The sequence below is a fragment of the Candidatus Neomarinimicrobiota bacterium genome, assembly GCA_041154365.1.
GTDB classification, from domain to species: Bacteria; Fidelibacterota; Fidelibacteria; order Fidelibacterales; family Fidelibacteraceae; genus Fidelibacter; species Fidelibacter multiformis.
The window spans coordinates 1131407-1157176 of the sequence record AP035449.1; the positions used below are offsets into that span (position 1 = coordinate 1131407).

Sequence of the window (25770 nt, forward strand, 5' to 3'; positions counted from 1 at the left end):
ACTGTCTCCTATGCATTTCTTCCATATAATTATCGAACTCCTCGAAAAACTACAGCCCGAAAACTGCTGCCCGTAGCTCCGGCAACAAATACGTGATTATTAAAATGATAAATACCAAATGAATAGCCGTCCAGGGATAATTCGGGATAATTTCTTACGGTGCTGCCGTTATAGTGATATACTTTATTCCAGTCTCCTACGATAAAGAAATCGTTTATACTGTTCCCATGCATATCAAAAGAGAATAAGTCATGATTAAACAATGAAGTATGCTGATGCGGATTTTGCTGATTTAAAAGATAGGTGCCGGAATTACTACCACCCCATACCGAAACGATAAACCCTTTTCTATCCGGAACCCAGACCGTATTAGGATTATTATAATTATCTTTAAAGAAGGGGTGATCAAAATCCCAGACAACCTCCCAGGTTTCCCCCTCGGAATAGAGAAGCACTCCCGAACCGGCTACCCAGATCCGGGTTTGCCCCGTTTCAGGATCATATACCCCGTCGATATCCTTTAAATCCGCATCCGTACCACTCTCCATGCGTCGGTATTGGGATCCGTCATAATGGACAATGGTACCCTTGTCACCCACAAAATACAGATTGGTGGATGATGTCCCCCAAACTTTTGTTAGTATTCCATCATTAGGACTTAATACACCCATGTCCCATAAATGATATTTACTCCAATTCATCCCATCCCAATGGTGTGGAATCCCACTTACCATCCATAAATCATCTTGTGAAAAACCTAATATATAATACATGGGTGGATTAAGATCTATCTTATGCAATTCCCACTTAGTACCATCCCAGTGAGCAGCATTAGACTTATCCCCGGTATGAACATTTGTGATGATTTCGCCCACAACCCATACATCATTTTCACTGAAAGCGAATACATCCCTCAGCATACTGCCGTATTCTCCCAGAGTATCGATCTCCCAGTGAAAATCATGACTGCTAAGAGGCAGGGTTGTAACCGGGACAGTGTCACCGGAATCCACAGGCTCACTGTTTTTAATTCCGTATACCGTGTAATAGTATTCCGTACCGGGTGTCAGGGATGTATCGGTGATCAGGGTATCCCGGCCGGAGAATTGCCCTGTAAACCGGTCCTCATTGTTTCGCCGGATCAGATAATGAAGATCTTTCACAGTTTCTTCTACAGACAGTTTGAGCCAGACGAAATCCGTTCCCCGGTAATCCACGTCCAATTGAATAGACGGTACCGGTTCCGGACCCGTGGAATGATCCCGGCATGCAGGTAGAAGGCACAAAACGATCAGGAATAGTAATAGAATGCAAGCCGAATATCTGTTCCCTGATGTAAAATGTGTGAGATTAGGCATGAAACGTCCCTGTATACGGTTACATGCTGCAATTTAGATGAGAATGGGGTGGGAAGCAATGAGGAGAATGAAGAATTAAAACACCGGTATAATCCCCCGAAACCCCCGGTAATTTCCTAAATATAGGAAAATACAGAGAGCACCATTCCGGTTGGACTGATATGCACGGTGCATCTTTCTGCTTGACAGCAGCAAATAATCAATCTATTTTCTGTATAAGAAAATAGCTACATGGGCATATGAAAGTCAGTATGATCACGCGGTGGATTCTTCTATTTCTGATAAGCATCAGTGCTTTTGGTCAACAATTACCCCAAATGCGAATAGTCGATAAACCACAACTTCTCAGTAATGAATCTCTGGGCTCACTGTATTGGAATATAACACAGTCAACCTTTTTAGCATATGTTCTCTGAATTTAACCTTATGCTTCAATAAAGTATTAAGAGCAATCAGTCTAACCCGGGAGAAGATTAAGCAACGTTTTTTCTGTAAAAAGGCATAGCATTGTTTTTCGCCTCGCATTCATCTATATCAAAGTTTAAGTATATTCGTCCTGAGATCCACGTTTCATGTTGTTCAACAAGTATGGCGGTAATCAGTCTCAGACACGATTCCTGATTGGGAAAAAGGCGTGCGACACGAGTTCGCCGTTTAATCTCCTGATTGAGGCGTTCCAACCCGTTGCTGGTCCTGATTCTTCTGCGATGAGATTTGGGGAAGTCATACACTGTCAGGGCTTCGTCGATGTGATCCTGAAGCCAGTCACAGAACGCCGGTGCTTTGTCTGCATAGGTTTTACAGACGGTCTCTGTTTTAGTACAGGCCTCTTCTTTGCTGTCTGTATTAAAAATAGCTTTTACCGCGTCTGCCAGCTCTTTTCTCATGTTTTTGGCCGGGGCGTAAGCCTGGGCATTTTGCTGAAAGTGAAATTGACACCGCTGCCACGGGATATGGGAGTAAACCGCCAAACGGGCTGCTTTTAAACCCGAATGATCATCGCTGATAAACAGATCCACACCCTTTAATCCACGTTTTTGTAAGTGCTCCAGAAAATGGCGCCAGTGTACTTCCGCTTCAGACAGTTCCGTGCTGATGCCCAACACTTCACGCAGGCCTGTTCGCTTATTGACCCCAATGGCAATCAAAACCGCACTATCGATCACACGGCCGTTGTGACGCGTTTTCTCATACCGGGCATCCAGATAGACATACGGATACGGATCGTCCAACTCACGGTCTCTGAAGGCGCTCAGCGATTCATCTAATTCCCGGGTCACACGGCTTACCTGACTTGAACTCACACTGAGGCCGCACAAGGCTTCGGTAATCTCCCGGACTTTCCGGGTGGACACACCCTGGATATACATTTCCGCCAGGGCACACTTCAATGCCTTCTCACTCCGGGTGCCCCGCTCAAGACTCCCGGGATAAAAACTCACATCGCCCCGGACCTGAGGAATCTGTAACGCCAGCGTTCCAACACTGCTGTTGAAGCGTTTGGGCTTAAATCCGTTGGCGTGTCCCCGCCGTGCCTCTGTCCGCTCATAAGGGTGGGCACGGAGAACCTCACTTCGTTCTATCTGCATTGCCTGATTATAAAGCAGCTCCAGGCTCTCCCGAAACTTTTCCGGTCCGTATTCAATTAAGAGTTTCATTACATCTTCAATCATCGTACTTTTTTCCAGGCTCATTGTTTTTCCTTTCATTTGTTTGTTACCTGAATTTGAAAAACTTTGAGCCTTTTTACAGAAAGAAAATTACACTACCGACTGCGTTGTGTTATGTTCCCATGATCCGGTATTATCGGTTGTAAACAAGAAGTAATCACCAGTATTTATTCCATTAACATCATCCAAATATAAAGTATCTGAACCAAATTCAATGCATTCAGGATGGGTATGGTCAACAAATTTTGTAATATCCGTAGAACCTTGAATATTGATTGCCGCATTTTCTCCGACATTGAACAGCAGTGTTGTTGTTTCCGGACTATCTCCTGAGATGATAAGATTTTTATCAATATTTATGATGTTATTCCCAAAATTATATATACCCGGGTCCAATTTGATTCTGGTAATTTCACTCGTGTCCCTTGAATTTAGTGCTGCAAAAAAATCATTAACAGAATTTACTGTTATAGTTGTATTCGCAACAAATGTAGAATTATCACCTGCAATACTCCAATCAACTGTAGGATAGGTTTGCAGTCCCATTAAATTTGAACCAATAATAAACCAAATGAAAATAAATACTCTTTTCATTATAACCTCCATTTTGCCTGAATAGTTAGTTAAATCACCCATATCAAATCCTCATCCAAGACTGGTATATGGGCTTGTGCATTGCCTTGTAGACTTCGCCAAAAGTGATAAACAAGACAATTTACTTTGATGCGTTCCATTCCTCTTTTTAATGATTTCTTCTGCCAATGAAGATATTCTTCGATCGAAGTGCAGCTACAATCAACTCGTCTTTCACTGCTCCATCACCCAAGTCAATAACAGATGGAAAGCCCGGATTAATATGCTTAAATGTCATCCCATTATAATGGGCTATTTCACCTGCCGTAGTGAAAAAATATATATCATTTACTGCATTTGCCCTGATCGCATGGACTGGCTTTAAATCGTTCAGGATCGTCGTTTCTATTAGAATCAATTTTGTCGTATTTGAAGCAATATGCCAGTGGACAAAGGCCGTCCGGACAGTGTTAAATAAAACATGCTCCTGAAGAACATCCAATGAATAAAACAAGCCTGCATCTCCTAAAGTCCAGTCTCCGTTGGGCAGGGATGAATGCCGTTTTATGCTTACCTGTTTATCTCTGATTTCAAGCAAGTAACTATTTTGATCCCAATAACTCCAGGCTGTTGCAACTGTTAATTCATCATTCCCATCAATATCCTGAATATCTACATCAATCCCGCTCTCCACCCGGCGGAACCGGCTCCCGTCGTAGTGGACCAGTGACCCGTTGTTTCCCGCAAACCATACGTTATCCGAAGATGAGCCCCAAATGGCTTTTCCTGCACAGGCATTTACACCTACACCATTGGAAGAAAAACGATAGTATGTCCATTCGTTTCCATCCCAATGATACGGTGAACAGGCATTGCTTACCCATATATCATTATTTGAAAAAGCGAAAACACTATATAATATGTTTCCCACAGGACCTACGAGATCAAATTTCCATTGATTATTATTCCATATACCAATGTTATACCAACCAGAATCAGATCTTATTTCACCTACGACATATATATTGTTTTCATCCACGATGGCCACATCATTGAGATAAGACCCGGCATCTCCCAGCGTTTCCACGGTCCATGTAAAATCATGGCTGGTGGTATCCAGCGTGGTAACGGCGACGGGATCGGACCGGTCTTTGTCCCGGCCGTCTTTCATATAGCTTATGTGATAAGTATAATCCGCCGCCGGCAAAAGTCCCGTATCCCGGATATAACCGCTTTGTCCGCTGAGTGTTTCCGTCACTACCAGACTGTCATCCCGGTAGAGTCCGCACGTCCACGTTTCCGGCACCCCGGAAGCCGTCACCCGGAATGTGGCCTCTACACAGACCACATCCACCGCTTCGAGCACCAGTCCGTAATCATCCGGCTCCGGGTTAAAGCAGGCGGTGATGAGGAAGGGGAGAAGAAACATCAACAAAGCCGGATATCTGTTCCCTGATGTAAAATGTGTGAGATTAGGCATGAAATGTCCCTGTATACGGTTACATGCTGCAATTTAGATGAGAATGGGGTGGGAAGCAATGGGGAGAATGAAGAATGAAGAATGAAGAATTAAGAATGATGAATGATGAATTGAATGTCTGAATGATGAATTGGGTTTGGTTAATAATGTGTTCAATTAGTCTCGGATCTCGCTATTTAATCAAATGAATGTCCATATCCAACCTCTTGGAAATAATTGTAATCTTTTCTTTTATATCTGCTGAGTTTATATTAGTTATTGAGGATATCATGAAATCATTATTCCGATATATGCTTTTCGTTTGTTTATTTGTATCATTTATTTTCGGACAAAATGCACCAGAGCCCTATCTTAGGTTTAAGGTCTTTTTAGAGCATGGACCGGATGGTGGACCTCTTTTAACCAGTCCGGTAATGATGGATATGAACAGAGACGGATATAAAGAGATCATCATGAATGCTCACAATAAAGTCTTCATTGTGAATAAAGACGGGTTTTCCCTTCCCGGCTGGCCACAGGAGACGACCTATCGAATCCAGCAAAATGCCTCAATTGCAGATATTGACGGGGATGACACATTGGATGTGGTGGTCCGGGACCGGGGCTGGGGGACATCGGATCATTTTCTGTATGCCTGGAATCATCGGGGTGAATTGTTCCCGGGCTTTCCCGTTGAAGCGCCGCTGACAACCAATCAGCCCAAAACCCCCACATTGTTCGATTTTAACGGAGACGGGACGGCAGATATCCTTTTTAATAAAGAAAATGAACTGGTGATTATTGATCACACCGGAACGCCTCTTCCCGGCTGGCCGGTGCGTTTAAAAAACCGCCCCCGTCATTATCAGCTTGCGTCATTGACCGGGAATGATTCAATACAGATTCTGGTGCAGATCAATTCCTGTGACAGCCTGTATATCCTTAATCCGGACGGGACCTTTTTTATGGAACCTGTTCATTTGCATATTGAAGACCACTTTTTGTCTATATTCTCAGCAGCCGATGTGGACCGGGACGGAATTGCGGAGATCTTTGCCGGCATGTATAAGCTGGGGATTTTTCCGCCGGAAGAATATGCCGTGGCTCTGTTTTCACCCTTTCATGGGATTCTCCCGGGTTGGCCTCAGTATTTCTCCACGGAATATATTTCCCAACCCTGCAGTTGGGCTGATTTGACGGGGGATGGTCAATTGGAAATCATCTGGGCGGATTATACGGGTCATCTATATACTTATTTATCAGATGGAACACCCCTGCCGGGATTTCCGGTTAAACCCACAGGCAGCAGAGAATCCGGAGTTGATCCTGTCATTGGAGATATAGACGGAGATGTGGATTTGGAAATATTCGTTGATAACAATCTGGCATTTAATGACAGTTCTCATTACCACGTTTACCATCATACCGGAGAAGAAGTCAGCTGGTCCCCCTTGGTAACTCCTGCAATAACCGGTTTTAAATGTCCGGCCCTGGGGGATATTGACAAAGATGGCTCTGTTGAAATGGCATTGTGCATTGAAGATCCCTATGACTGGAATGTCTATTTATGGGTTTTTACCATCCCGTCGGTACCTTTTGTCCCGGAACGCTTTCCCTGGCCAATGCACGCCCATGACCCGCAACATACCTTTTGGTATGATTTTCAGGAAAATTCGTACAATTCTGTAACAAAACCCGCGATTCACCATGCAGAGAAATTCAGACTCTTTGCGAATTATCCCAATCCCTTTAATCCGGCAACAACCATCCGATATTCACTTCCGGAAGCAAGCCATGTTACGCTGAATATCTATGACATCACCGGCCGGCTGGTGGAACAACTTGTCAATCAGCACATTCCTGCCGGATATCACACCGTCACCTGGGATGCATCCTCTTACAGCTCAGGTGTGTATATCGCACGATTAAAAGCCGGAAGTTCTATTAAGACACAAAAGATGGTATTGATGAAATAAGTCGGCAGTCGACAGTCAACAGTCGACAGTCGATAGTCCCCGAACGTCATTCTGGCTTATCGGGGCATGTTTCAGTCGAAAGTCGAAAAACAGTGACGAGGTGCGAGTAGAGACACAAGATTTTGTGTTTAGGTTAATTGGGGAAATTCTCGTTACTCGACCCTCGCTACTCGCTACTTATACCAGCAGTCGTCGAGACTGAAAGGTCGTAATATTTATATCATTCAGATTAACAATAAAATTATGGTGATAAATAGTAAAACATAATTGACATATTAAACCCAATTCATCATTCATCATTCTTAATTCATCATTATTTATGTACCCCGAGCAGGACTCGAACCTGCGACCTACGGTTTAGAAGACCGTTGCTCTATCCAGTTGAGCTATCGGGGCATCTGTCGGGGCGGGGAGATTTGAACTCCCGGCCTCCTGCTCCCAAAGCAGGCGCGCTAACCGGGCTGCGCTACGCCCCGTATAACTCATTATTCAGAACTCAAACCTATGATTCGGAATTCAAAACTCAAATTCATCATTCATCATTCATCATTCATCATTCTGAATTTAGAATTCCCTTGAGGGTGAATGATGGGACTTGAACCCACGACCACTTGGGCCACAACCAAGCGCTCTGCCAACTGAGCTACATCCACCATGTTCAAAAAGCTAAGTATTTTACACAATAAGTCCTTTTATGTCAATATCAATTCATCTATCATTTCCGTTTCAAAAGCCTGCTGAAGACCTTATTTTTATATACAAACCAGGAGTTTTCATGCAACGATTTCCCATCCTGATGTTGCCCGCTGCCTTTCTGTCCGTCCTGCTGACAGCCTTTGCCTGTACACGCGTTGTCTACGATGATGAGCTCTTTGTGATGCCCGATGGCAGGTATGACAGTGAATTTCCCAATAAAAACGGATCCGGTGAATTGGCGGATATCCTTGAATCTGTTAAAATGATTAATTCCATTGCCTACTATATTGGATACAATTTTTCGGAGGTTTCCGGCGTGAGAGAGATCAGCGAAGCTGCCTTATCCAAAGCGAACCATGTTTTTTATTTTAATGAAACTTCAGCCGGAACGGCGACCATTATCTATAATTACGGGAACCGTCTGGCCCTGCTGACCTGTGAACATATTGTGACTTTTCCGGATACAATGATAACGTATTATGAAAATACAGATCGAATCAGAACGGTGTCCTTTTTGCGACGACAGACAAATTATGTAAATGGTATTCCCGATGGTTCGGATCTGGAGGTTATTATCAGTAATAAAACCCATGATCTGGCCCTCATCGGGAGGGAAAAAGAGTCGAATGCTTATTTGCCGGTCTTTTCTTATCCCCTGGGTGAGGCAAAAAAGCTTGAATGGGGATCCTTCGTGTATCTGCTGGGTTATCCCAAAGGGAATAAAATGATTACACGGGGCATTGTCAGCAGTCCAAACCGGAATAAAGAAGATCATTCATTCCTTGTGGATGCCCTCTTCAATAAAGGGTTCAGTGGCGGACTTATTCTGGCCTTGAAAGACGGGGTTCCAAATTTTGAGCTGGTGGGCATTGCCAAATCTGTCTCAGCAGATTACGATCTGCTTGTAACCCCTGAAAAAAATTATACCCGGAATGAAATGGAAATGAATTTACCCTATACCGGTGATCTCTATGTGGAAGAACGGAGCACTATCAGCTATGGGATTACCAATACAACATCGATTGAAAGTATTCAACGTTTTCTCACTGCGAATCGTTTAAGACTGGAAGAATCGGGATATGAATTTTCCTATTTCTTTAAATCCGTGATCCCCAATAATCGTTGATCAATCTTTTCGATGATCTCTTTTACTTAATCGACTGCTGGCTTCAAGCAGTGTCTGTTTTTCTTCAGCCGTTAATCCTTCATATCCTGTTTTGCTTATTTTATCGAGTATCCGGTCCAGTTCTTTTCGATCATCAGACCGGACATCCGGACCTTTTTTATCTGTTTTCTTGTGTTTGAACTGATTGATTTTCTGCCGGATTTTATTCAGTGCCTGATCGATATTCAGATTTTTCAAATCGTTGCGGTAAGATCTGTACCGCCTGAATGTACCCATCCGCCGAAGGTAAATATATCCAATCAACATGCCGGAAAGATGGGTGAAATGGGCAATGCCGTCCTGCATTCCAATGGAAATGGTTGAAAAAAATTCAATCAGACCGAAAATCATCACAAAATATTTCATCCGGATGGGGACGGGTAATGGAAATATAAAAGCCTCTCTATCCGGAAAACGGAGTCCATATGCCAGCAATATACCATAAATTGCACCGGATGCTCCAATAACCGGGATCGTTGAGTGAATCTGAAACAGGATGGTGACCAAGCCGGCTCCTGCGCCTGTGATGAAATAGTATTTTAGAAATTGCTTCCGTCCCCATATCATCTCCAACTCGGTCCCGAACATCCACAACGCCAGCATGTTTAACGCCAGATGTGCCAGGCTTCCATGGAGGAATATGTAGGTAACAGGCTGCCAAAGGTGGAGACGGCTCCAGAAATCAGCCGGGACAATTCCGAAATTGAAAATGATAAACTGACGGAAAGAGGGTGAACTGATTGCCTGAAAGAAGAAAATGGCAACACTGATGATAATGATTTTTTTTATCCCGTCCGTCATGCGACGACCGGGACCAAATTGTACGCGTCTATACATTATGTTTCCTGTTTCTCCTGGTTGAGGTTTTGATGAATGAATTGAAGACTTTTGCGAATAATATGATCCTGATCAGGTCCGGCTACTATCCGGTGATGGCTTTTTTCCAACAGATGTGTTTCCACATAGTAACTGCCGATATTATCCTTGAGAAAATCCAGGTTTTCCGGTGGCGTCAGGGTGTCTTTTTGACCGTGACATGCCAGGACTGGGGCATGAATGCTTTGAAGCCGCCGCCGGACCTGATGGCTCAGTCGCAGGACTTCCCGGAATCCCAAAGCCGGCCACATTTCATAACCCTGAAGACGCTGTGGATCTTCTTTGTCAAATATTTCATCCAGTGGAATGAGTGGACGGGTATCTTCTGCAATCATCTGCCGTAAATGTTGTGAATGCGTGAATTTTAAGGCGGTGGAAAGTAGAATCAGCCCCGAAAGGGTCCGCCTGGAAGCCAGTTCAAGGGCCAGGAGGGAGCCCAGAGAGTATCCCAGGACAAATACATGGAAATGGTGTTTTTTGAGCTGCAAAAATGTTTTATCTGCAGCATTGATCCATTGTTCCATTGTGGCAGAATTAATCTCTTCAATCGTCCCGCCGTGTCCCGGGAGGAGGGGAGCTTCAATGGCAATGTCCTCTTGATGAATATGCCGGGCAATCCGTTTTAAAACAATGGGATTGCCGGTAAAACCATGAAGTATCAGCAAGGCGGCTTTTTTGCCAGGTAAACGATAGGTGAGTTCTTCTTTTTTCCAGCTTCGTTGCATATATTCCTTTTCAATTAGTGACGACAGGAGATATAAAGGTCACAAAAGACGTTCAACCGCTTTTTTTGTATTTAAATATTCTGTTTTATCATAGTGCAATTCCAATAGTTTCCACAACCAGCGTGTCAGGGTAACAGCTCCATGCCGGTTGATACGGATGGCATTGCTCTTTTCCGGAGGATTGGCTGTCAGAAAAACCAGCACCTCACGAAGTTTTGTATCCAACGACAGGCCTTGAGTCCCTGTATGTCCGGCACAGGTTTCACAAAAGAGTCCGCCGCTGTCCGGGATGAGTACAGCATGTGCCAGCTTCCCCTGGCATCCGGCGCAGGTTTCCGGATCCGGCCATACACCATGGATTTTTAAAAAATGGACAATGAACCACCAATGTATTTTTTCACCGGAAAATTCTGCATGATTCATAGCCCTTAAACTGATATACAATAAGCGCAGAGTTTCGATATCCTCATGAGGTTCAGCAGTCTTATCTACAATTTCAAGGATCATGGAAGCATAGACAATTTTTTCCGGATCCATGGTCAAATCTTGAAAATATTCGATACGGGACACCGATCGAAAAAAGGGCAGATACCGGCTTGTAGCCGTTTCAAAATCCACTACAGAAAAGGGGGTGAGTAAACCGAAAAAAGCACTACCGGGTTTCCGGGCTCCCTTGGCAATGCAGATCATGCGCCCCGAATCCTTTGCAAACAGGCGGACTTTTAGGCTGGTTTCTCCGCTTTTTTCGGTTTTAAGCACAATGCCCCTGTCTTTCACAAGCTTCATGTCGGAAGTTAGCCGTTTTGCAGGATAAAAAAAACCCCGATGAAAAACCGGGGTTTTATGTGTTTTATTTTGGGGATTGAGTTAGTATGATTTTGAAAAAATCACTTGTTCTGTGCTCGGTTTTCCGGTCATGACGCAGGGTCCGGACTCTTTGGTTTTTTCAAAGAGGATGCAGCGGATGGTCGCTTTGGTTTCTTCCTGAATGCGATTTTCCATGTCACTGTCTCCAGCCCAGAAGGTCCGTGCAAAGCCTCCCTTTTCTATTACCTCTTTCAGTTCATCGTATGTTGCCACATCTGTCGTGTTTTCTTCACGGAAAGCCAGACGATTGTTATAAATGGATTGCTGAATATCTTCCAGGGTCTCTTTGCAGGAATGGATAAAGGCATCGATGGCAAGGAAGGTCTTTTCACCGGTATCCCTGCGGACTCGCATCAACCCGTTTTTGTCGGCATCTTTCGGTCCGATTTCTACCCTGAGAGGGACACCCTTCATCTCCCAGTCATTGAATTTGAAACCAGGGGAAACAGTTTCCCGGTCATCGGTATGGTACCGGATCCCCTGATCTTTAAAAGCCTTTTCCAGGGAGTTAACTAGTTCCATAACCTTTTCTTTGTCTTCAGGATTCTTATAAATCGGGACGATCACGATCTGATATGGTGCAATCCGGGGAGGAAGTATCAGTCCCTGATCATCCCCATGGGCCATAATTACGGCTCCTACAAGGCGCGTACTCACACCCCAGCTGGATGCGTACACATATTCCATGACGTTATCTTCGGATTGAAATTTTACGTCAAAGGCCTTGGCGAAATTTTGTCCCAAATAATGACTGGTCCCGGCCTGTAGTGCGCGCATATCACCCATCATCGCTTCGATCGTGTAAGTGTTCACGGCGCCGGCAAATTTTTCATTTTCCGTTTTCCGTCCCACATGGACCGGCAGGGCAAGGGTTTCTTCGCACAACTGGCGGTAGACATCGATCATGCGGTGAGCTTCTTCTTCCGCTTCTTCACCGGTGGCATGGGCAGTATGTCCTTCCTGCCATAAAAATTCCGTGGTTCTCAGGAAAAGCCGGGTGCGCATTTCCCAGCGGACGACATTTGCCCACTGATTGATGAGTAAAGGTAAATCCCGGTAACTATTAATCCATTTTTTATACATGGACCAGATGATAGTTTCAGATGTGGGGCGGATCACCAGAGGTTCTTCCAGTTCTTTTCCTCCGCCATGGGTCACGACGGCCAGTTCAGGTGCGAAACCTTCCACATGCTCCGCCTCTTTTTTTAAAAAACTCTCAGGAATCAACATGGGAAAATAGGCATTCACATGTCCCGTTTCCTTAAAACGCCGGTCTAAAAAATCCCGAATCTGTTCCCATAAAGCGTAGCCATAGGGACGGATCACCATGCACCCTTTGACGGGAGAATAATCAGCCAGCTCTGCTTTTTGAACGACATCTGTATACCATTTTGCGTAATCCTTTGAACGGGGGGTGACTCCCTTACTCATACCGACTTATCCTTGTCCTTATAATTGTATCCGATTTTCTTGAAAGGGTTTACCATCAGGCTCGCGACATTCCGCTGGTTGGCATCAATGCGTTTCAGATACCGGAGGTACAGTGCCGCAGATACCATGTTCTGGGGTGGTAACTTGGCATAATTCCCTTTTAAAATGTTGATCACCGTTTCATTGATCCGGAATGAGACATCTTCCTTGTATTCATTCATGATCCGTTTGCTGATTTCCAGGTCATCATTTTTAACGGCTTCCAGCAATTCATCAAAATGACGGAAAACAATGTTCTCCAGTGTTGTAACGGTTTCTTCCAAATCTCCGTAATGCACCGTCCCGCTGGCAGCCATGGCCAGATCTGCAATATTCTTGCAGTTGTCACCAATCCGTTCAAGACCGTTGATGACCGTGACAATTCCCAGGGCCTGGGATATCTCATATTTGGATATGTCTGAAATAATCAAATGGGTTAACACATCCTCACGGATCTTCTGTTGCATGGCATTGATTTTTTTATCCACAGCCAGAAGATTATTGAATTGCTCATTCTGATATTCAATCCGGAGCAGGTGATGGGCATCCTTGAACATGGCCTTGTCCGTTTGAATCATATCGATCACAAGATTCCATGCCTCTTCCAGCAAGCCGGCCTTAAATAACCTTTCACGGAGAATGGACCACAAACTTTCTTTTTTCTCCATCTGTCAAATCCTTCTGTTTTTATATCCTGCAAAAATAGAATTTTTATGGGTCAATATCAAACGAATGCACATAAAAAAAGCTGTCGCTCTTCATTTTTTCCAATGACAGAGGACAGCTTTTATAAGTAGAGGCAAAAGCTGCTATTTCTTTGATTTCAGAACGGCGTTTGTCACATGTTTCAGGTTCTGAACTGTCGGGTCATCTGTCAAAGAATAATAGTGCCAACGGCCTTCTTTACGGTATTGAACAATCTGACGTTTGAGCATTTTCCGCAGATAAATGGAAGTGATTGTCTGTTCCTCGTCAATCTTCTTCTGAATTTCAGCCACGGAGTGTTCTCCCTTCTGAAGCGTCAGAAGGATTTTCAGCATGATGGGATGTCCCAGAGTTTTCAGGACAAGAGCCGCCCGTTCAATACTGTCTCCCGGAGGGATTAATTCTGCTTTTCGTGCCATATTTTTTCCTTTCCTTTTATGTTATCGGTTTTGCAAAATATACTTGCTTTAATTCGTACAATTTTAAATTATTGTTTATTATCTTAAATATCAACAAAAAAAAAAATATGAATATCTACACATTGCAAACTGTTTTTTCATATAGCGTTATAAGGAATATCTTAAAATATGTTTCAACCTTTTTTAGAATACATATTTCCGGTTTATAAATGATCGTTATGTCAGATAGAATCCTCACTTGTTTCTCTGACAGAGTTAGCCTACATTTCTAATATATATGGAAAGAAAAATGACAGAATCCCATCCCCAAACCATCCCGCTTGTCACACTCCTGAAGGATAAGGCCGGTCTTCAGGAAGACCGCCTGAAGATGCTTTTTTCACTGGGAGGAGAGGATTTTTTAAAACAGATTCTTTATACAGCTTTGGATAATATGCGCCACCGGAGTGACGGTTTTGAGAAATCCCTTGATGAGAAGGACTATGATACGGTGCACAAGCTGGCTCATTCCATCAAATCTTCTGCAGGCAATATTGGGGCGCCGGATGTGATGGCATTAGCCCGAACCATTGAAGAGACGGATATCCCTGATCCAAAAAAGGTCCGTGAACTCCGGGATAAAATCCGTATCTTACACTCACAAATCACAAAGAGTCTGGACATATCATGAACCAGAAAAAAATTGTTTTGATTGAAGATAATGCCGACAACCGCCTGTTAACCCAGGCTATCCTGGAATCGGAGTTTCAGGTGGAATGTTTTGAGGATGGAATGACGGCACTTGACAAGATTGAAGGATCCAAACCGGACCTGATTCTGTTGGATATTTCTCTCCCCGGTATGGATGGGATAGAGGTATTAAAACATATCCGAAACATGCAAAGCTTAAAAAATATCCCTATCATTGCCCTGACAGCCCATGCCCTGCCCGGTGACAAGGAAAATTTTCTGCGCCACGGATTCAATGACTACATCACCAAACCGATTATTGACGATATTATTCTATTTGAAACCATCAACAAGTGGATTCCTCAGGGTGAATGAACAATCCAGGGTCACATAGAGGAATTTTTCTCAGATACCTGATCCCCCTTTTGGTTTTTATTCTGATTTTTTTCTTTCTGGAAAGCCTTTTCTGGTTTTTCTCCCGTGTCCTGGATCTGGATGATATTTTCTGGAGCCGTGCCCTTTATCTGCAAAAGCCCATTCTTGTGATAAATTTAATTGCAGCATGTATTTTTTCGGGTGGTGCAGCACTCATTATTTACCGGATTCAGATGTTGAAACGCAAACTTTCCGAGGCAGGCTATGAGCAGGAAGGACTCTTCAATAAAATCCCGTTTCAGGTGATGATCAAGGATGTCAGGGGGAAAATTGTCCGGGTGAATCAGGCTGTTTTGGATTTTTACGGACTGGATCCGCAGGACATGCTTGGAAAAAAAGAAGAGGAGGCTATTCCCGGCCTGAAGGCCAAATATTTTGAAAACAACGAGTATGTATATCACAAACAGACCGAAAAGCGTGGTCTCCTGGAAACCCGGATGGCTCCGGACGGCCATGAAAAAATCATCAGGACAGACCGCATCCCCTATTTTAATACAAAGGGTGATTTTCAGGGAGTGATGGTTTTTGGTGAAGATGTGACATCGGATGTAGAAACGGCCCATCAAATCCGGGAAACCAGTTCCCGCCTGGAAAAAATCATCGAAAGCCTTCAGGAAGGGGTAACCCTGAGTACACCGGAAGGACACTTTGAAATCTACAATTCCCAGATGAGGGATATAACGGGTTATACACGGGAACAGGCAAACCGGACCCGCGATTTCATCAATTTGATCTATCCTGATCCCAACCAGCGTCAGATTGTTCTCGATGCCATCGAAGATATGCAAAAAACGGGTCGTTCCCATGAAACCATTACAGAAATTGTTACCCGGGACCGCCAGCATAAACTCATCCTGGTTTCATCGGTGCTTGTGGCTTTTAATGATAAAATCCGTTTTCTAAGCACTTACCGGGATGTGACCGATGTTTTTCATATCCAGGAACAGGTTAACCTGTTCAGCCGGGCCGTGGAACAAGGGGCCAGCTCGGTACTGATTGCAGACAGAAACGGATATATCCAGTATTCAAACTCCAAATTCAGTGAAATCTCGGGATTTGACAGGGATGACATTGTCGGACAGCGTATTGGTTTTCATTTTGTCCGGTCTTCTTCAAATGGCATGATTGATGAGATGATGCAACACATGCATGACGGGGAGGAATGGCAGGGAGAGTTTGAATGTCAGCGAAAAAACGGGGATGTATATTGGAATGATATCAATATATCCCCCATCGCAGATACGTCCGGTGAAATCACTCATTTCATCATCATTGAAAATGATATCACCGAACGGCGGCGGATGATCGAAATGTTGAAAAACGCACGGGATATTTCCGAATCGGCAAATCGTGCCAAAACCGAATTTCTGGCGAACATGAGTCATGAACTCCGGACTCCCCTCAATTCCATCATCGGTTTTACAAATATCCTATTGAAAAACGAAAAAAAGCATTTCGACGAACGGGATACAATGTTTTTGAACCGGATTCGCCAAAACGGAATTCAACTGCTCAATATTCTCTCGGATATCCTGGAAATCAGTATGGTGGAATCCGGAAAAATCACAACCCGCTTTGTGCAGACGGATCTGCAGGAATTACTCAAAGAAATCCTTCACACCTATGGCGAAAATGCCCGGAAAAAAGGATTGGAATTTAATCTCTCCCTGCCTGAAAAAATTCAGCCATTCAAAACGGATCCGGAAAAGCTCAAATCCATTGTGGACAATTTGTTGTCCAATGCTGTGAAATTCACCGAAAAAGGGAGTGTTTCCGTCACCCTCAATGTGAATCCCAATACGGGTGAACCGGCTGAACTCATGATTGCCGATACGGGTCCTGGTATTCCAAAGGAAAGACATGAATCCATTTTTAAGGCCTTTGAGCAGGTGGATTATTCCAAATCCCGGAAATATGGAGGAACGGGATTGGGCCTTGCCCTGGCCAATTCCTATGCCGAGCTGATGAATTACCAGATGTTGATGAACACTCGTGTTGATGAAGGGACCACCTTTACGATACGTTTTTATTAATGGGTGGCTTTATGGAAGATCTGAAAAAAATATATATCCGTAGCCTGCCATCCCGGATTGATTCGTTGAAAACCCAGGTGGATGATCTGGAAAATTCCAGTGAAGGGGCAGGAGAATCCATCCGCAGACTGGCTCATTCCCTATACGGTTCCGGAGCAACATACGGATTCCCGCGGGTTTCCGAAGCTGCCCGGAAAGTCGAAGTGTGTCCGGACAGTGAACTGGTGACTAAAAGCCGTGAATTCATTCATGTGTTGGAAGATATCGTTCTTGGTTATGAAAAAACACCCCAAACCCTGTTGATCATTGATGACGACCCCGATATTGTGCTGATTCTTAAAATGACAATGGCACGGCTCTTTGATAAAATTGACGAAGCAGAGACTTTTGAAAAGGCCCAATTGCTTTTACAGCAGCAGGATTATTCCCTGATCCTTCTGGATTTGGTTTTGCCGGACCGTGACGGACGGGAAATTCTGGTGGATATGAGAAAGAGTCCCTATATGAAAAGGGTCCCCATTTTGGTGATGTCCGCCCTGACGGATTTCAAACATAAACAGGAATGTTATGCTTTGGGTGCAGATGGATTTATTCAAAAACCCTTTATGCCGGAAGAAGTCATCCTGACGGTCCAGACAACTCTTAATCAATATGAATCATCCCGGGAAACACCCCTTCCTGATAAAGCTGAAGCCCTCCATGAAAAGGAGTTGCAGTCTTTTTATCAAAAAACCCATGCCCTGATGCAGAGAACCCGCAACCATGCTACCCTGGTGAAGATAGCCGTGGATGATCTTCAGACTTTCCGGCTCCATTTCGGAAGGGATACAGAGGATAAAATTGTGACGAAAGCCCAAAATATTATCAATGATCATCTGAGAGATTCGGATTATCTTTTTCGTCATCATGACGGATCCTTTTCCATGATCCTTCCGAATACGAGTCTGGATGACGCTTCCCTGATTGTAGAGCGGATGCTTTTTTACATCCGCGAAAGCGGAAAGAAGGATGTCCAGTTCTTCATGTCCGCCGGCCTTGTGGATCTTGGGGATGTTAAAAGTTATGAAGAAGCCACAACAACCGTAAATGCCCTTTTGGTACAGGCACAGAATGAGGGAGGAAACCGTGTGGTGCTTCAGTCCAGATCTGAATCCCTTAAAAATAAAATCATGTTGGCTGAAGATGACCGGCTGATGGCAAACATCATCATTCACAATCTGAAAAAAGCCGGATTTGAAGTGGATTATTTCAGTGACGGTGCTTTGGCACTGGAAGGTGCTGAAGCCCAGGATTATTCCCTGATGATTACCGATATCAAAATGCCGGTAATCGATGGGTTTGAATTATTGCGCCGTGTCCGGATGCTGCCGGGAAAAACCCATACTCCGGTCCTGATTCTCACATCCATGGGAAATGAGGATGATATTGTCCGGGCCTTTGATTCAGGGGCTGATGATTACCTGTTGAAACCCTTTTCTCCCAAAGAACTGATCGCAAGGATTAACCGGATGCTTCGGGGACTTTCATGAAAATTTTGATCTGTGACGACGATCCGGATATGCAGTTTCTTCTCTCCTATATCCTGGAAGAAGCCGGTCACAAACCTGTCATTATTCCTGACAAGAAACGCCTTTTTGCCCGGTCTTCATCCGGCGTGGATTTGATACTCATGGATCTCCGGTTCGGAGAGGATGATGGCATGGATATCCTCACATCCTGGACCTATGAATGTCCGGTCATTTTGATAACCGGTGTGCAAAACCCCGATCTCAAGGGAAGGGAAAAGGCATTGGGAATTATCGATATCATCCGGAAACCTTTTGATCCTCTCGAATTGATGACATATTTCAAATCAATAAAACATTTATAATATGATTCGCTATTACTGGCACATATTCGTCACCATGTCCCGTCAGGACCAGATTCTTTTTATCCTGACACTATCCATACTGTTGCTTCTATTATTTGTAATTTTTCTGGCTTTTTCCACTTTTTATCTTCGGGCCAGGAACAACCGGAAATCCAGGAAATATTACCGGTTGGAGCGTGTGTGGGAACCGTTGTTGCTGGAAATTCTCAGTGAAGAACGGGCCCCTGAATCGATCCAATCCCATGTACATCCGGATGATGTATGGCAATTTTTGACGTATTTAAGCCGATACATAGCCCGTGTGGATGGTGAAGCCAGGCAACGGCTGATAGAAGCAGGCCGACCGTATGTGAAGAGAATTTTAAATAAACTGCACAGCTGGAAAGTAGAAAAACGGGCAGAAGTCATCAGCCTGCTTCAGCGGATGGATCCAGATCAGTACGACCGGGCTTTTAGAAAAGGATTGAATGACAGCTCTTTTTTGGTCAATATGGTCGCCGCCCGGGCTTTGGCCCGGAAAGGACACGTCGATAACGGTGAAGCTATTTTAAGGCATCTGGATCGTTTTAAAATATGGTCTGTGAATTTACTCTCTTCATTGATTGCACAGGTAGGGAACGGACTCGGTCCGGCCTTGAGGGCCCTGATGATTGACCGTGACGAACCGGACTGGCAAAGAACTGTAGCGATTGAAACACTCCACAAGCTGTACGATTTTAAGGCAGGGGATTATGCCCAGGTGATATGTACACCTGAAGAAAACAGGGAGGTGGTTGCTGCGTATCTCAGATTATTACGTGTGATAGGTGAAGAAAAACATATCCCCTATATAAAACAAGCCTGTGAGCGGGATGATCCCGTATTGCTGGCCCACGGTATCCGGATTCTGGTCCATCTTGAAAAAGAAAAATACCCGTCCTGCCTTTCCAAAGCCATGGACCATTCCTCCATCTGGGTAGTGATAAATGCTGCCTGGGGTTTAAAGGAAGCCGGCAAGCTGGATGTCCTGAGGCATTATGCCTATTCAGACCATCCCCGGGCAGAACTGGCCAGACAGGTTTTGACGGAGGTGTAAATGATAGATATACCCCGCCTGTTTCTGGATTTTTTCAACCATGTCGTCCTGGCCTACTTTTTTATTTTGAATACTGTATATCTCATTTTAAATAGTATTTCTTTTATCTCTCTTCGCAGATATGCCCGGAGTATGCGTGTTTTGCAGGTAGATGAACTGATCAATATCGCCGGGGCACTGCCTATTACCCTTATTGCTCCGGCATATAATGAAGGGTCTACCATCGTGGAATCCACTCGATCCCTGCTGGCTTTGAAATATCCCGATTTCGAGATTATTACTGTCAATGACGGCTCCAAGGATGATACTTTAAAACGTGTCATCGAAAATTTTGACATGATCCAGGTTTCAAGGGCACCGATTGCGTCCCTGAAAACTGCCGATGTAAAAGCGGTTTACAGAAGCCGGAAACATTATAATTTATGGCTGATTGACAAGGAAAACGGCGGGAAAGCAGATGCCCTCAACTGTGGTTTGAATTATGCCCGGACACCCCTCTATTGTGCCATGGATTCAGACAGTCTGCTTGAACGGGATTCTCTGACCCGGATTGTACGGCCCTTTTTGGAAAATAAGGATACCATTGCCGCCGGAGGCATTATCCGGATTGCCAATGGCTGTGACGTACGGGGAGGAGAGGTTAAAAATATTAAACTTCCGAAAAATCAACTGGCCCGTTTTCAGGTGATGGAATATTTAAGAGCTTTTCTGGCAGGACGTATGGGGTGGGATTCCCTGAATCTGACCTTTATTATTTCCGGTGCTTTCGGGATTTTCAAACGGGGTATTGCCATTGCCGCCGGAGGATATCACACCCAGACCGTCGGTGAAGATATGGAACTGGTCGTGCGTCTTCACCGCTACTGCATTGAACATAAGATTCCCTATCATATCACCTTTATTCCCGATCCCGTCGCCTGGACCGAATGTCCCGAATCCATGAAAGTATTGGGCCGGCAGAGGGACCGTTGGCAGCGTGGACTGATGGAGGTGTTGTTCCGCCATAAAAAGATGTTGATGAATCCCCGGTACGGCCGGATTGGCATGCTGGCTTATCCCTATTTCTTTTTCCTGGAAATGTGCGGCCCCCTGATTGAAGTCCCGGGATATATTCTCTTCCTTATCTCATGGATGACAGGGAATCTCTCAACGATGTATGTGTCTGCTTTTTTTATTCTGGCTTTTATTTTCGGAGTGAATCTCAGCATTTTTGCCGTTGGTCTCGAAGAGCTCACGTTCAAACGCTACGGACGGTTCAGAGATCTCCTGAATCTGTTCTGGCTGGCGGTTGTGGAGAATTTTGGATATCGACAGCTTACCACCTATTGGAGAGCCCGGGGGACCTGGTCCTTTTTCCGAAAAGTCAAATCGTGGGGCGCTATGGAACGAAAAGGATTTCAAACCATCGAAGCAGACAGGAATACGAAACCATGACAAGAAATCAGATGACCAAAAGTCTGTTATCCCTTTTCTCTTCCGGGGGATGGCTCCCAAGTTGGAGCAAATCTTTAACTTTAATCTTTATCCTGTTATTATTTTCCTCTTCTTTTGCCCAGGACCTTCCCCCTGAAGGACGTGAACTGAAAGGACTGGTGTATCAGGAGCTTTTTGAGAATGCGCGGGAAGCCATCGGGAAGGACAGCCTTCCCGAGGCGGAAAGCATTCTGAACACTCTTTTGGAGAACTTTCCCGGGGATGCCGATGGACAGCTTATGCGTGGCCGGGTTCTGGCATGGCAGGGGAAATATCCGGAAGCCGAAAAAGATCTCCTGGAGGTGACCCGGAATACACCGGAATACACCGATGCCTGGCATGCTTTGACGGATCTCTATCTGTGGAGTAACCGGTTGGAAGAAGCAAAAAAATGCTGTGAAATGTGCCTGAAACAGGAACCGGATACACCGGGCTTTTATATCAAATATGCCCGGATATTAATCGGACTCCGTATGTATCCCAAAGCAAGGCAGGCTTTGTTACAAGGACAGGCACTGGGCGCAGATCCCCTGGATGTGGATCCGTTCCTTGATGAAATTAACCGGATTCAGAATCCGCTGACCTGGGAAAGCGGCATTGCCCTGGATTACCAAACATTCTCAAGCGAAAAATCCGACTGGTTTGGTATGATTCAGATGATAAAAAGGGATTTTTCAAATCAAACACTTGTAGCTGAAGCTGCTCAATATTGGCGCTATGATCAAACAGATCAGCAAATCAGCGGCGAAATCTATGCAGATGCCTGGCAGAATGCATACTGGAATGCCAGGCTCTCAGCCGCTTTTCAACGCGAGTTTCTGCCTGATTTTGATTTCTATGGTGAATTATACCAGGGGTTTGCCGGAAAATGGGAAGGTGCTGTTGCATACCGGATGATGAATTTTCATGATGATCATATTCATATTCCTGCTCTGGCCCTGGCTCTCTATCAGGGGTCGTATTACTTAAGATATAAATATAACTATATAATTGACAGTCCTCACCATAAAGTATTTCATCTTGCTTCAGTCCGGTATTTCTACGGCAGTGTGGATGACTATGCTGAATTTTCCTGGGGATACGGGCGGGATCTGGATCAGATATCCCAGGGAATTTCGGGAGAGGATTCCCATATTTTAACCATGAAAGGCCAACATCTGCTTCATCGTCAATGGATTTTCCAGTGGATGATTAACCTCCAGGTGAATACTCCTGAAGAAAATCAGGGAGGGGGACGGATTGGACTCTTCTACCGCTGGTAAAATACAGAAGGAATCAGATGCCACAGATCATACCCAATTATCCGCACAGGAGAAAAAAGGGCGTCAAAAGCGGAGTGTGGGACTTATTATTTTTTTCCTTTTGCCCTTTTGGATGTTTCTGGTATGGTATTTTTCTCCCCGTGTGGAGAAATCCGTCTTTATGATGGATAAAACGGTGCCTAACCAAAGTTATCAGGAACACAAAGCTTTCTTCTGGGTACTCAGGCATCTGAAATGGGTTAAACCGGATCGATCTTTTTATAACCCGTCGGATGATTATTATGGATTTTTTCCTGTTGAACCGGGATTATCCTATTTTGTGGATGATCTGGATCCTTTGGATGCTCGGGATCTTGAATTGCTGGCAGATTCTGTGGATATGGTTGTTTATCTTGATGGTTACGGTGTGTACCAGCAGGACTGGTGGGGACGGGCAGAGGATGAAATTTCCAAAATATATGGGGGAATCAGCCTTCAGGATGTCCGCTTTCTTGAAATGATCCAATCTCTGGGAAAACCCGTCATGGCAGAATTCAGTTTTTTGGGTTCACCCACCCCTCATGATGTCCGCCGGCAGATAGAAAAGAACTTCCATTTGAAATCCACAGGATGGACCGGCCGGTATTTTGATGACCTGGACATTCTCAATACGGATATTCCCCGGTGGATTTTTGAAACATACCAGGAACAATATGATATTATTTGGGAAATGAAAGGTCCCGGGACAATCCTGGTGCATGAAAACGGGACCCTCCTTATCTTGCAGGCTGAAAAACATTTGCGCACTTATTGGCCAATGGTCAGTACTGACAAAGTATGGCAAAAAAAGCTCCGGGTGCCCGATGAAATCCGTTACCCCTTTTGGTTTGAAATTATGGAGGCCGGACCTGAATACGAGTTGATTTCTGAATTTTATCTGGATATTACCGAGACCGGCGATTCCCTTTTATCCTTGCACAATGTGCCAAATGCATTTCCCGCAACACTTTTCCGCCGCGCACCATCACCTGTACTATATTATACCGGCGATTTCTCCGACACCAGGGTCAAGCTGAGAACCGCCCATCTTTGGGGTATTCAATATTTCAGGTCTCTCTTTTATAATGAAGGGGAACCTTTGGACAGAGATAAATTCTTTTGGGATTATTATATTCATGTGACGAAGTGGTTTTTGAGGGGATGGGGGTAGGTTGGTAGGGGGTAGAATGGTAGGTGGTAGGTTGGTAGGTGGTAGAATGGTAGGTGGTAGGTTGGTAGGTGGTAGAATGGTAGGTGGTAGGTTGGTAGGTGAAGAAGGAGATTTCTATGTGGGATGAATGCAGGCCCCGGATTTTACTGAGTCGATGTATTGAACATGACCACTGCCGTTTTAACGGAGGAATTGTTTCAAGCCAGGAAATTAAAAATTTAAAACCTTTTGTCGAGTTTGTGACCGTATGTCCTGAAGTGGCAGTTGGACTCAGTGTCCCCCGGGAAGCCATCCGGATGATTAAAAAAAATGGGAAGAAACACCTGGTCTGGAGTCTTTCCGGTAAGGATATTACTCAGGATATGAAAGATTTTTCTGAACGGTATCTGAAGGATCTGGAGGATATTGACGGTGCCGTTTTGAAAAGCCGTTCACCTACATGCGGTATCAAGGATGTGAAAATCTATCCCACTGCAGGAAAAGTCGCTGCTTTGGGTGAAAAAACTGAAGGTATGTTCGGCGGGGCTGTGGCGGATTTTTTTCAGGATATCCCTGTTGAAGATGAGGGCCGACTGACCAATTTCAGGATTCGTGAGCATTTTTATACCCGGATTTTTGCTCACCGGCGTTTTGCGGATCTGAAGAAAAATCCAACCATGGCCAAATTGGTCGATTTTCATACACGTCACAAATATTTATTCATGATTTATAGCCAAAAGGAATTGCGTCATGCCGGCCGTGTGGTTGCCGGTCACAGTAAAAGAACCCTGGGGACTGCCCTGGAAGAATATGAAGATGCGTTGAACAATATTTTCCTGAAACCTCCCCGGCGCCCGTCTGTGATCAATGTCCTTATGCATATTATGGGCTATTTTTCCAAACAGCTCTCGCCGGAAGAGAAGGCTTTTTTTCTGGATCAGCTTGAACTCTACCGTGAAGAAAAAATTCCCCTGAGCAGCCTTCTGTTGATACTCCGGTCCTGGATCATCCGTTTCAACAACGATTACCTGAAAAAACAGATAGTTTTTGAACCCTATCCCCGGGAGCTGGTAACTATATCGGATTCCGGGAAAGGCAGGTAGGAGGGGGAGATGCAGAGGGATTTTTTACCTCCCGCTGAGGGCGCGGAGACACAGAGAATGTTTTGAAAAGATTGATTGGATTGACTGGATTGGGGGGGTGGTACTTCGCTGCACACAGTGTTATAAGATTCAAGCGGCACTTCGTGCCGTTCAATTGCTTCGCTGCGCTCAGCATTCCAGCACTGCTTCGCAGTGTTCAAAAAAAACTCTCTAATTGGAATCCCCATAGCTGGGATTGAAAATCGAACGAAGTGAGATCCTTGAACGCTGCGTAGCAGCATTTGAACACCGAACGAAGTGAGGTGCTTGAACCCCATGAAATGGGGGTTGAACGCCATCAGGCGTTGGAATACCGCAAAGCGGCTATTGAACCCATGAACCCCTGAGCCCATGAACCAACTATCAGGAGCGTAGCGACGCTAACTTCCAACTTCCACCTTCTAACTTCTTAAATAGAATTGACAATTAATTTGATTTAGCACCAGGATTATAAGAGAGATGGGATATATGAATTTGCTTAGGTGACGCCCCCCACCCCGGGGGTAAAATACAGCAAAATGCGACATGAAGCAAGATAATATTATTAAACAAATATATAAATTGTCTAATAACTTAACAGACTGAAATCGGAAAACATTCAAGCCAATAAAGTAGTATGCTCACAGGTGGACGAATTAAAATAATAACCTTTCGTCAATTTCCCCGAGAAATATTCCCGTAAAC

General features: G+C 44.5%; 22 protein-coding genes and 3 tRNA genes. 12 read left to right on the forward strand and 13 right to left on the reverse strand.

The window, feature by feature from the left end; all coding sequences use genetic code 11:
* Positions 1-29: 29 nt before the first annotated feature.
* From strainIA91_RS04925 to strainIA91_RS04940, 4 genes are all read right to left on the reverse strand, one after another.
* Positions 30-1358: a hypothetical protein gene (locus tag strainIA91_RS04925; RefSeq protein ID WP_400166425.1), complete on the reverse strand. Its 1329-nt coding sequence runs from the start codon at positions 1356-1358 to the stop codon at positions 30-32.
* A gap of 473 nt (positions 1359-1831) precedes the next feature.
* On the reverse strand, positions 1832-3067 hold the full coding sequence (locus strainIA91_RS04930; RefSeq protein ID WP_400168018.1) for an IS256 family transposase: 1236 nt from the start codon (positions 3065-3067) through the stop codon (positions 1832-1834).
* 51 nt (positions 3068-3118) lie between these two features.
* Positions 3119-3664, reverse strand: coding sequence for a hypothetical protein (locus strainIA91_RS04935; protein ID WP_400168019.1), 546 nt, complete (start codon positions 3662-3664; stop codon positions 3119-3121).
* A 106-nt stretch (positions 3665-3770) separates the two neighbouring features.
* Positions 3771-5081 (reverse strand): hypothetical protein, encoded by a 1311-nt coding sequence (locus strainIA91_RS04940; protein WP_400168020.1) that lies wholly within the window; start codon positions 5079-5081, stop codon positions 3771-3773.
* A gap of 269 nt (positions 5082-5350) precedes the next feature.
* On the opposite strand from strainIA91_RS04940, the gene strainIA91_RS04945 reads away from it, so the two are divergent.
* Positions 5351-7036, forward strand: a complete 1686-nt coding sequence (locus strainIA91_RS04945; protein WP_400168021.1) for a T9SS type A sorting domain-containing protein — start codon at positions 5351-5353, stop codon at positions 7034-7036.
* 322 nt (positions 7037-7358) lie between these two features.
* Here the strand turns inward: strainIA91_RS04945 and strainIA91_RS04950 are convergent.
* The 3 genes from strainIA91_RS04950 to strainIA91_RS04960 form a co-directional block, all read right to left on the reverse strand.
* Positions 7359-7432 (reverse strand) — tRNA-Arg (locus tag strainIA91_RS04950).
* Positions 7433-7437: 5 nt separating this feature from the next.
* Positions 7438-7512: transfer RNA gene (locus strainIA91_RS04955), tRNA-Pro, on the reverse strand.
* Positions 7513-7616: 104 nt separating this feature from the next.
* Positions 7617-7689, reverse strand: a tRNA-His gene (locus strainIA91_RS04960).
* A 122-nt stretch (positions 7690-7811) separates the two neighbouring features.
* Between strainIA91_RS04960 and strainIA91_RS04965 the strand changes: the two genes are divergently transcribed.
* On the forward strand, positions 7812-8858 hold the full coding sequence (locus tag strainIA91_RS04965; protein WP_400168022.1) for a serine protease: 1047 nt from the start codon (positions 7812-7814) through the stop codon (positions 8856-8858).
* Here the strand turns inward: strainIA91_RS04965 and strainIA91_RS04970 are convergent, their stop codons facing one another.
* The 6 genes from strainIA91_RS04970 to strainIA91_RS04995 form a co-directional block, all read right to left on the reverse strand.
* On the reverse strand, positions 8859-9734 hold the full coding sequence (locus tag strainIA91_RS04970) for a rhomboid family intramembrane serine protease (protein WP_400168023.1): 876 nt from the start codon (positions 9732-9734) through the stop codon (positions 8859-8861).
* The gene (locus strainIA91_RS04975) at positions 9734-10498 is read right to left on the reverse strand and encodes an alpha/beta hydrolase (protein WP_400168024.1); all 765 of its coding nucleotides are present in this window, start codon (positions 10496-10498) and stop codon (positions 9734-9736) included. The genes strainIA91_RS04970 and strainIA91_RS04975 overlap by 1 nt, the downstream gene beginning before the upstream one ends.
* Before the next feature lie 39 nt (positions 10499-10537).
* Complete coding sequence (gene recO / locus strainIA91_RS04980; RefSeq protein ID WP_400168025.1) at positions 10538-11284, reverse strand: DNA repair protein RecO; 747 nt, start codon at positions 11282-11284, stop codon at positions 10538-10540.
* Positions 11285-11365: 81 nt separating this feature from the next.
* Positions 11366-12796 (reverse strand): proline--tRNA ligase, encoded by a 1431-nt coding sequence (proS, locus tag strainIA91_RS04985; protein ID WP_400168026.1) that lies wholly within the window; start codon positions 12794-12796, stop codon positions 11366-11368.
* Entirely contained in the window at positions 12793-13503 is a 711-nt protein-coding gene (locus strainIA91_RS04990) for a PhoU domain-containing protein (RefSeq protein ID WP_400168027.1), read from the reverse strand. Before strainIA91_RS04990 ends, proS begins: the two co-directional genes overlap by 4 nt.
* 141 nt (positions 13504-13644) lie before the next feature.
* Entirely contained in the window at positions 13645-13959 is a 315-nt protein-coding gene (locus tag strainIA91_RS04995) for an ArsR/SmtB family transcription factor (protein ID WP_400168028.1), read from the reverse strand.
* Positions 13960-14248: 289 nt separating this feature from the next.
* On the opposite strand from strainIA91_RS04995, the gene strainIA91_RS05000 reads away from it, so the two are divergent.
* The 10 genes from strainIA91_RS05000 to strainIA91_RS05045 all read left to right on the forward strand — a co-directional run bounded on the left by strainIA91_RS05000 (position 14249) and on the right by strainIA91_RS05045 (position 25047).
* Positions 14249-14629 carry an Hpt domain-containing protein gene (locus strainIA91_RS05000; RefSeq protein WP_400168029.1) on the forward strand — a complete coding sequence of 127 codons (381 nt, stop codon included), beginning with the start codon at positions 14249-14251 and terminating at the stop codon, positions 14627-14629.
* Positions 14626-15003 carry a response regulator gene (locus strainIA91_RS05005; RefSeq protein WP_400168030.1) on the forward strand — a complete coding sequence of 126 codons (378 nt, stop codon included), beginning with the start codon at positions 14626-14628 and terminating at the stop codon, positions 15001-15003. Before strainIA91_RS05000 ends, strainIA91_RS05005 begins: the two co-directional genes overlap by 4 nt.
* Positions 15000-17096 carry a PAS domain-containing sensor histidine kinase gene (locus strainIA91_RS05010; protein ID WP_400168031.1) on the forward strand — a complete coding sequence of 699 codons (2097 nt, stop codon included), beginning with the start codon at positions 15000-15002 and terminating at the stop codon, positions 17094-17096. The genes strainIA91_RS05005 and strainIA91_RS05010 overlap by 4 nt, the downstream gene beginning before the upstream one ends.
* 11 nt (positions 17097-17107) lie before the next feature.
* Positions 17108-18625, forward strand: a complete 1518-nt coding sequence (locus strainIA91_RS05015; protein WP_400168032.1) for a response regulator — start codon at positions 17108-17110, stop codon at positions 18623-18625.
* A complete protein-coding gene (locus strainIA91_RS05020; protein ID WP_400168033.1) occupies positions 18622-18966 on the forward strand; it encodes a response regulator in 345 nt (114 codons plus the stop codon). The genes strainIA91_RS05015 and strainIA91_RS05020 overlap by 4 nt, the downstream gene beginning before the upstream one ends.
* 1 nt (position 18967) lies before the next feature.
* On the forward strand, positions 18968-20041 hold the full coding sequence (locus strainIA91_RS05025) for a HEAT repeat domain-containing protein (RefSeq protein ID WP_400168034.1): 1074 nt from the start codon (positions 18968-18970) through the stop codon (positions 20039-20041).
* The gene (locus tag strainIA91_RS05030) at positions 20042-21475 is read left to right on the forward strand and encodes a glycosyltransferase (RefSeq protein WP_400168035.1); all 1434 of its coding nucleotides are present in this window, start codon (positions 20042-20044) and stop codon (positions 21473-21475) included.
* The gene (locus tag strainIA91_RS05035) at positions 21472-22776 is read left to right on the forward strand and encodes a YaiO family outer membrane beta-barrel protein (protein ID WP_400168036.1); all 1305 of its coding nucleotides are present in this window, start codon (positions 21472-21474) and stop codon (positions 22774-22776) included. The genes strainIA91_RS05030 and strainIA91_RS05035 overlap by 4 nt, the downstream gene beginning before the upstream one ends.
* The gene (locus tag strainIA91_RS05040; RefSeq protein ID WP_400168037.1) at positions 22754-23965 is read left to right on the forward strand and encodes a hypothetical protein; all 1212 of its coding nucleotides are present in this window, start codon (positions 22754-22756) and stop codon (positions 23963-23965) included. The genes strainIA91_RS05035 and strainIA91_RS05040 overlap by 23 nt, the downstream gene beginning before the upstream one ends.
* A 116-nt stretch (positions 23966-24081) precedes the next feature.
* Positions 24082-25047 (forward strand): YbgA family protein, encoded by a 966-nt coding sequence (locus strainIA91_RS05045; RefSeq protein WP_400168038.1) that lies wholly within the window; start codon positions 24082-24084, stop codon positions 25045-25047.
* The last annotated feature ends 723 nt before the right edge of the window (positions 25048-25770 follow it).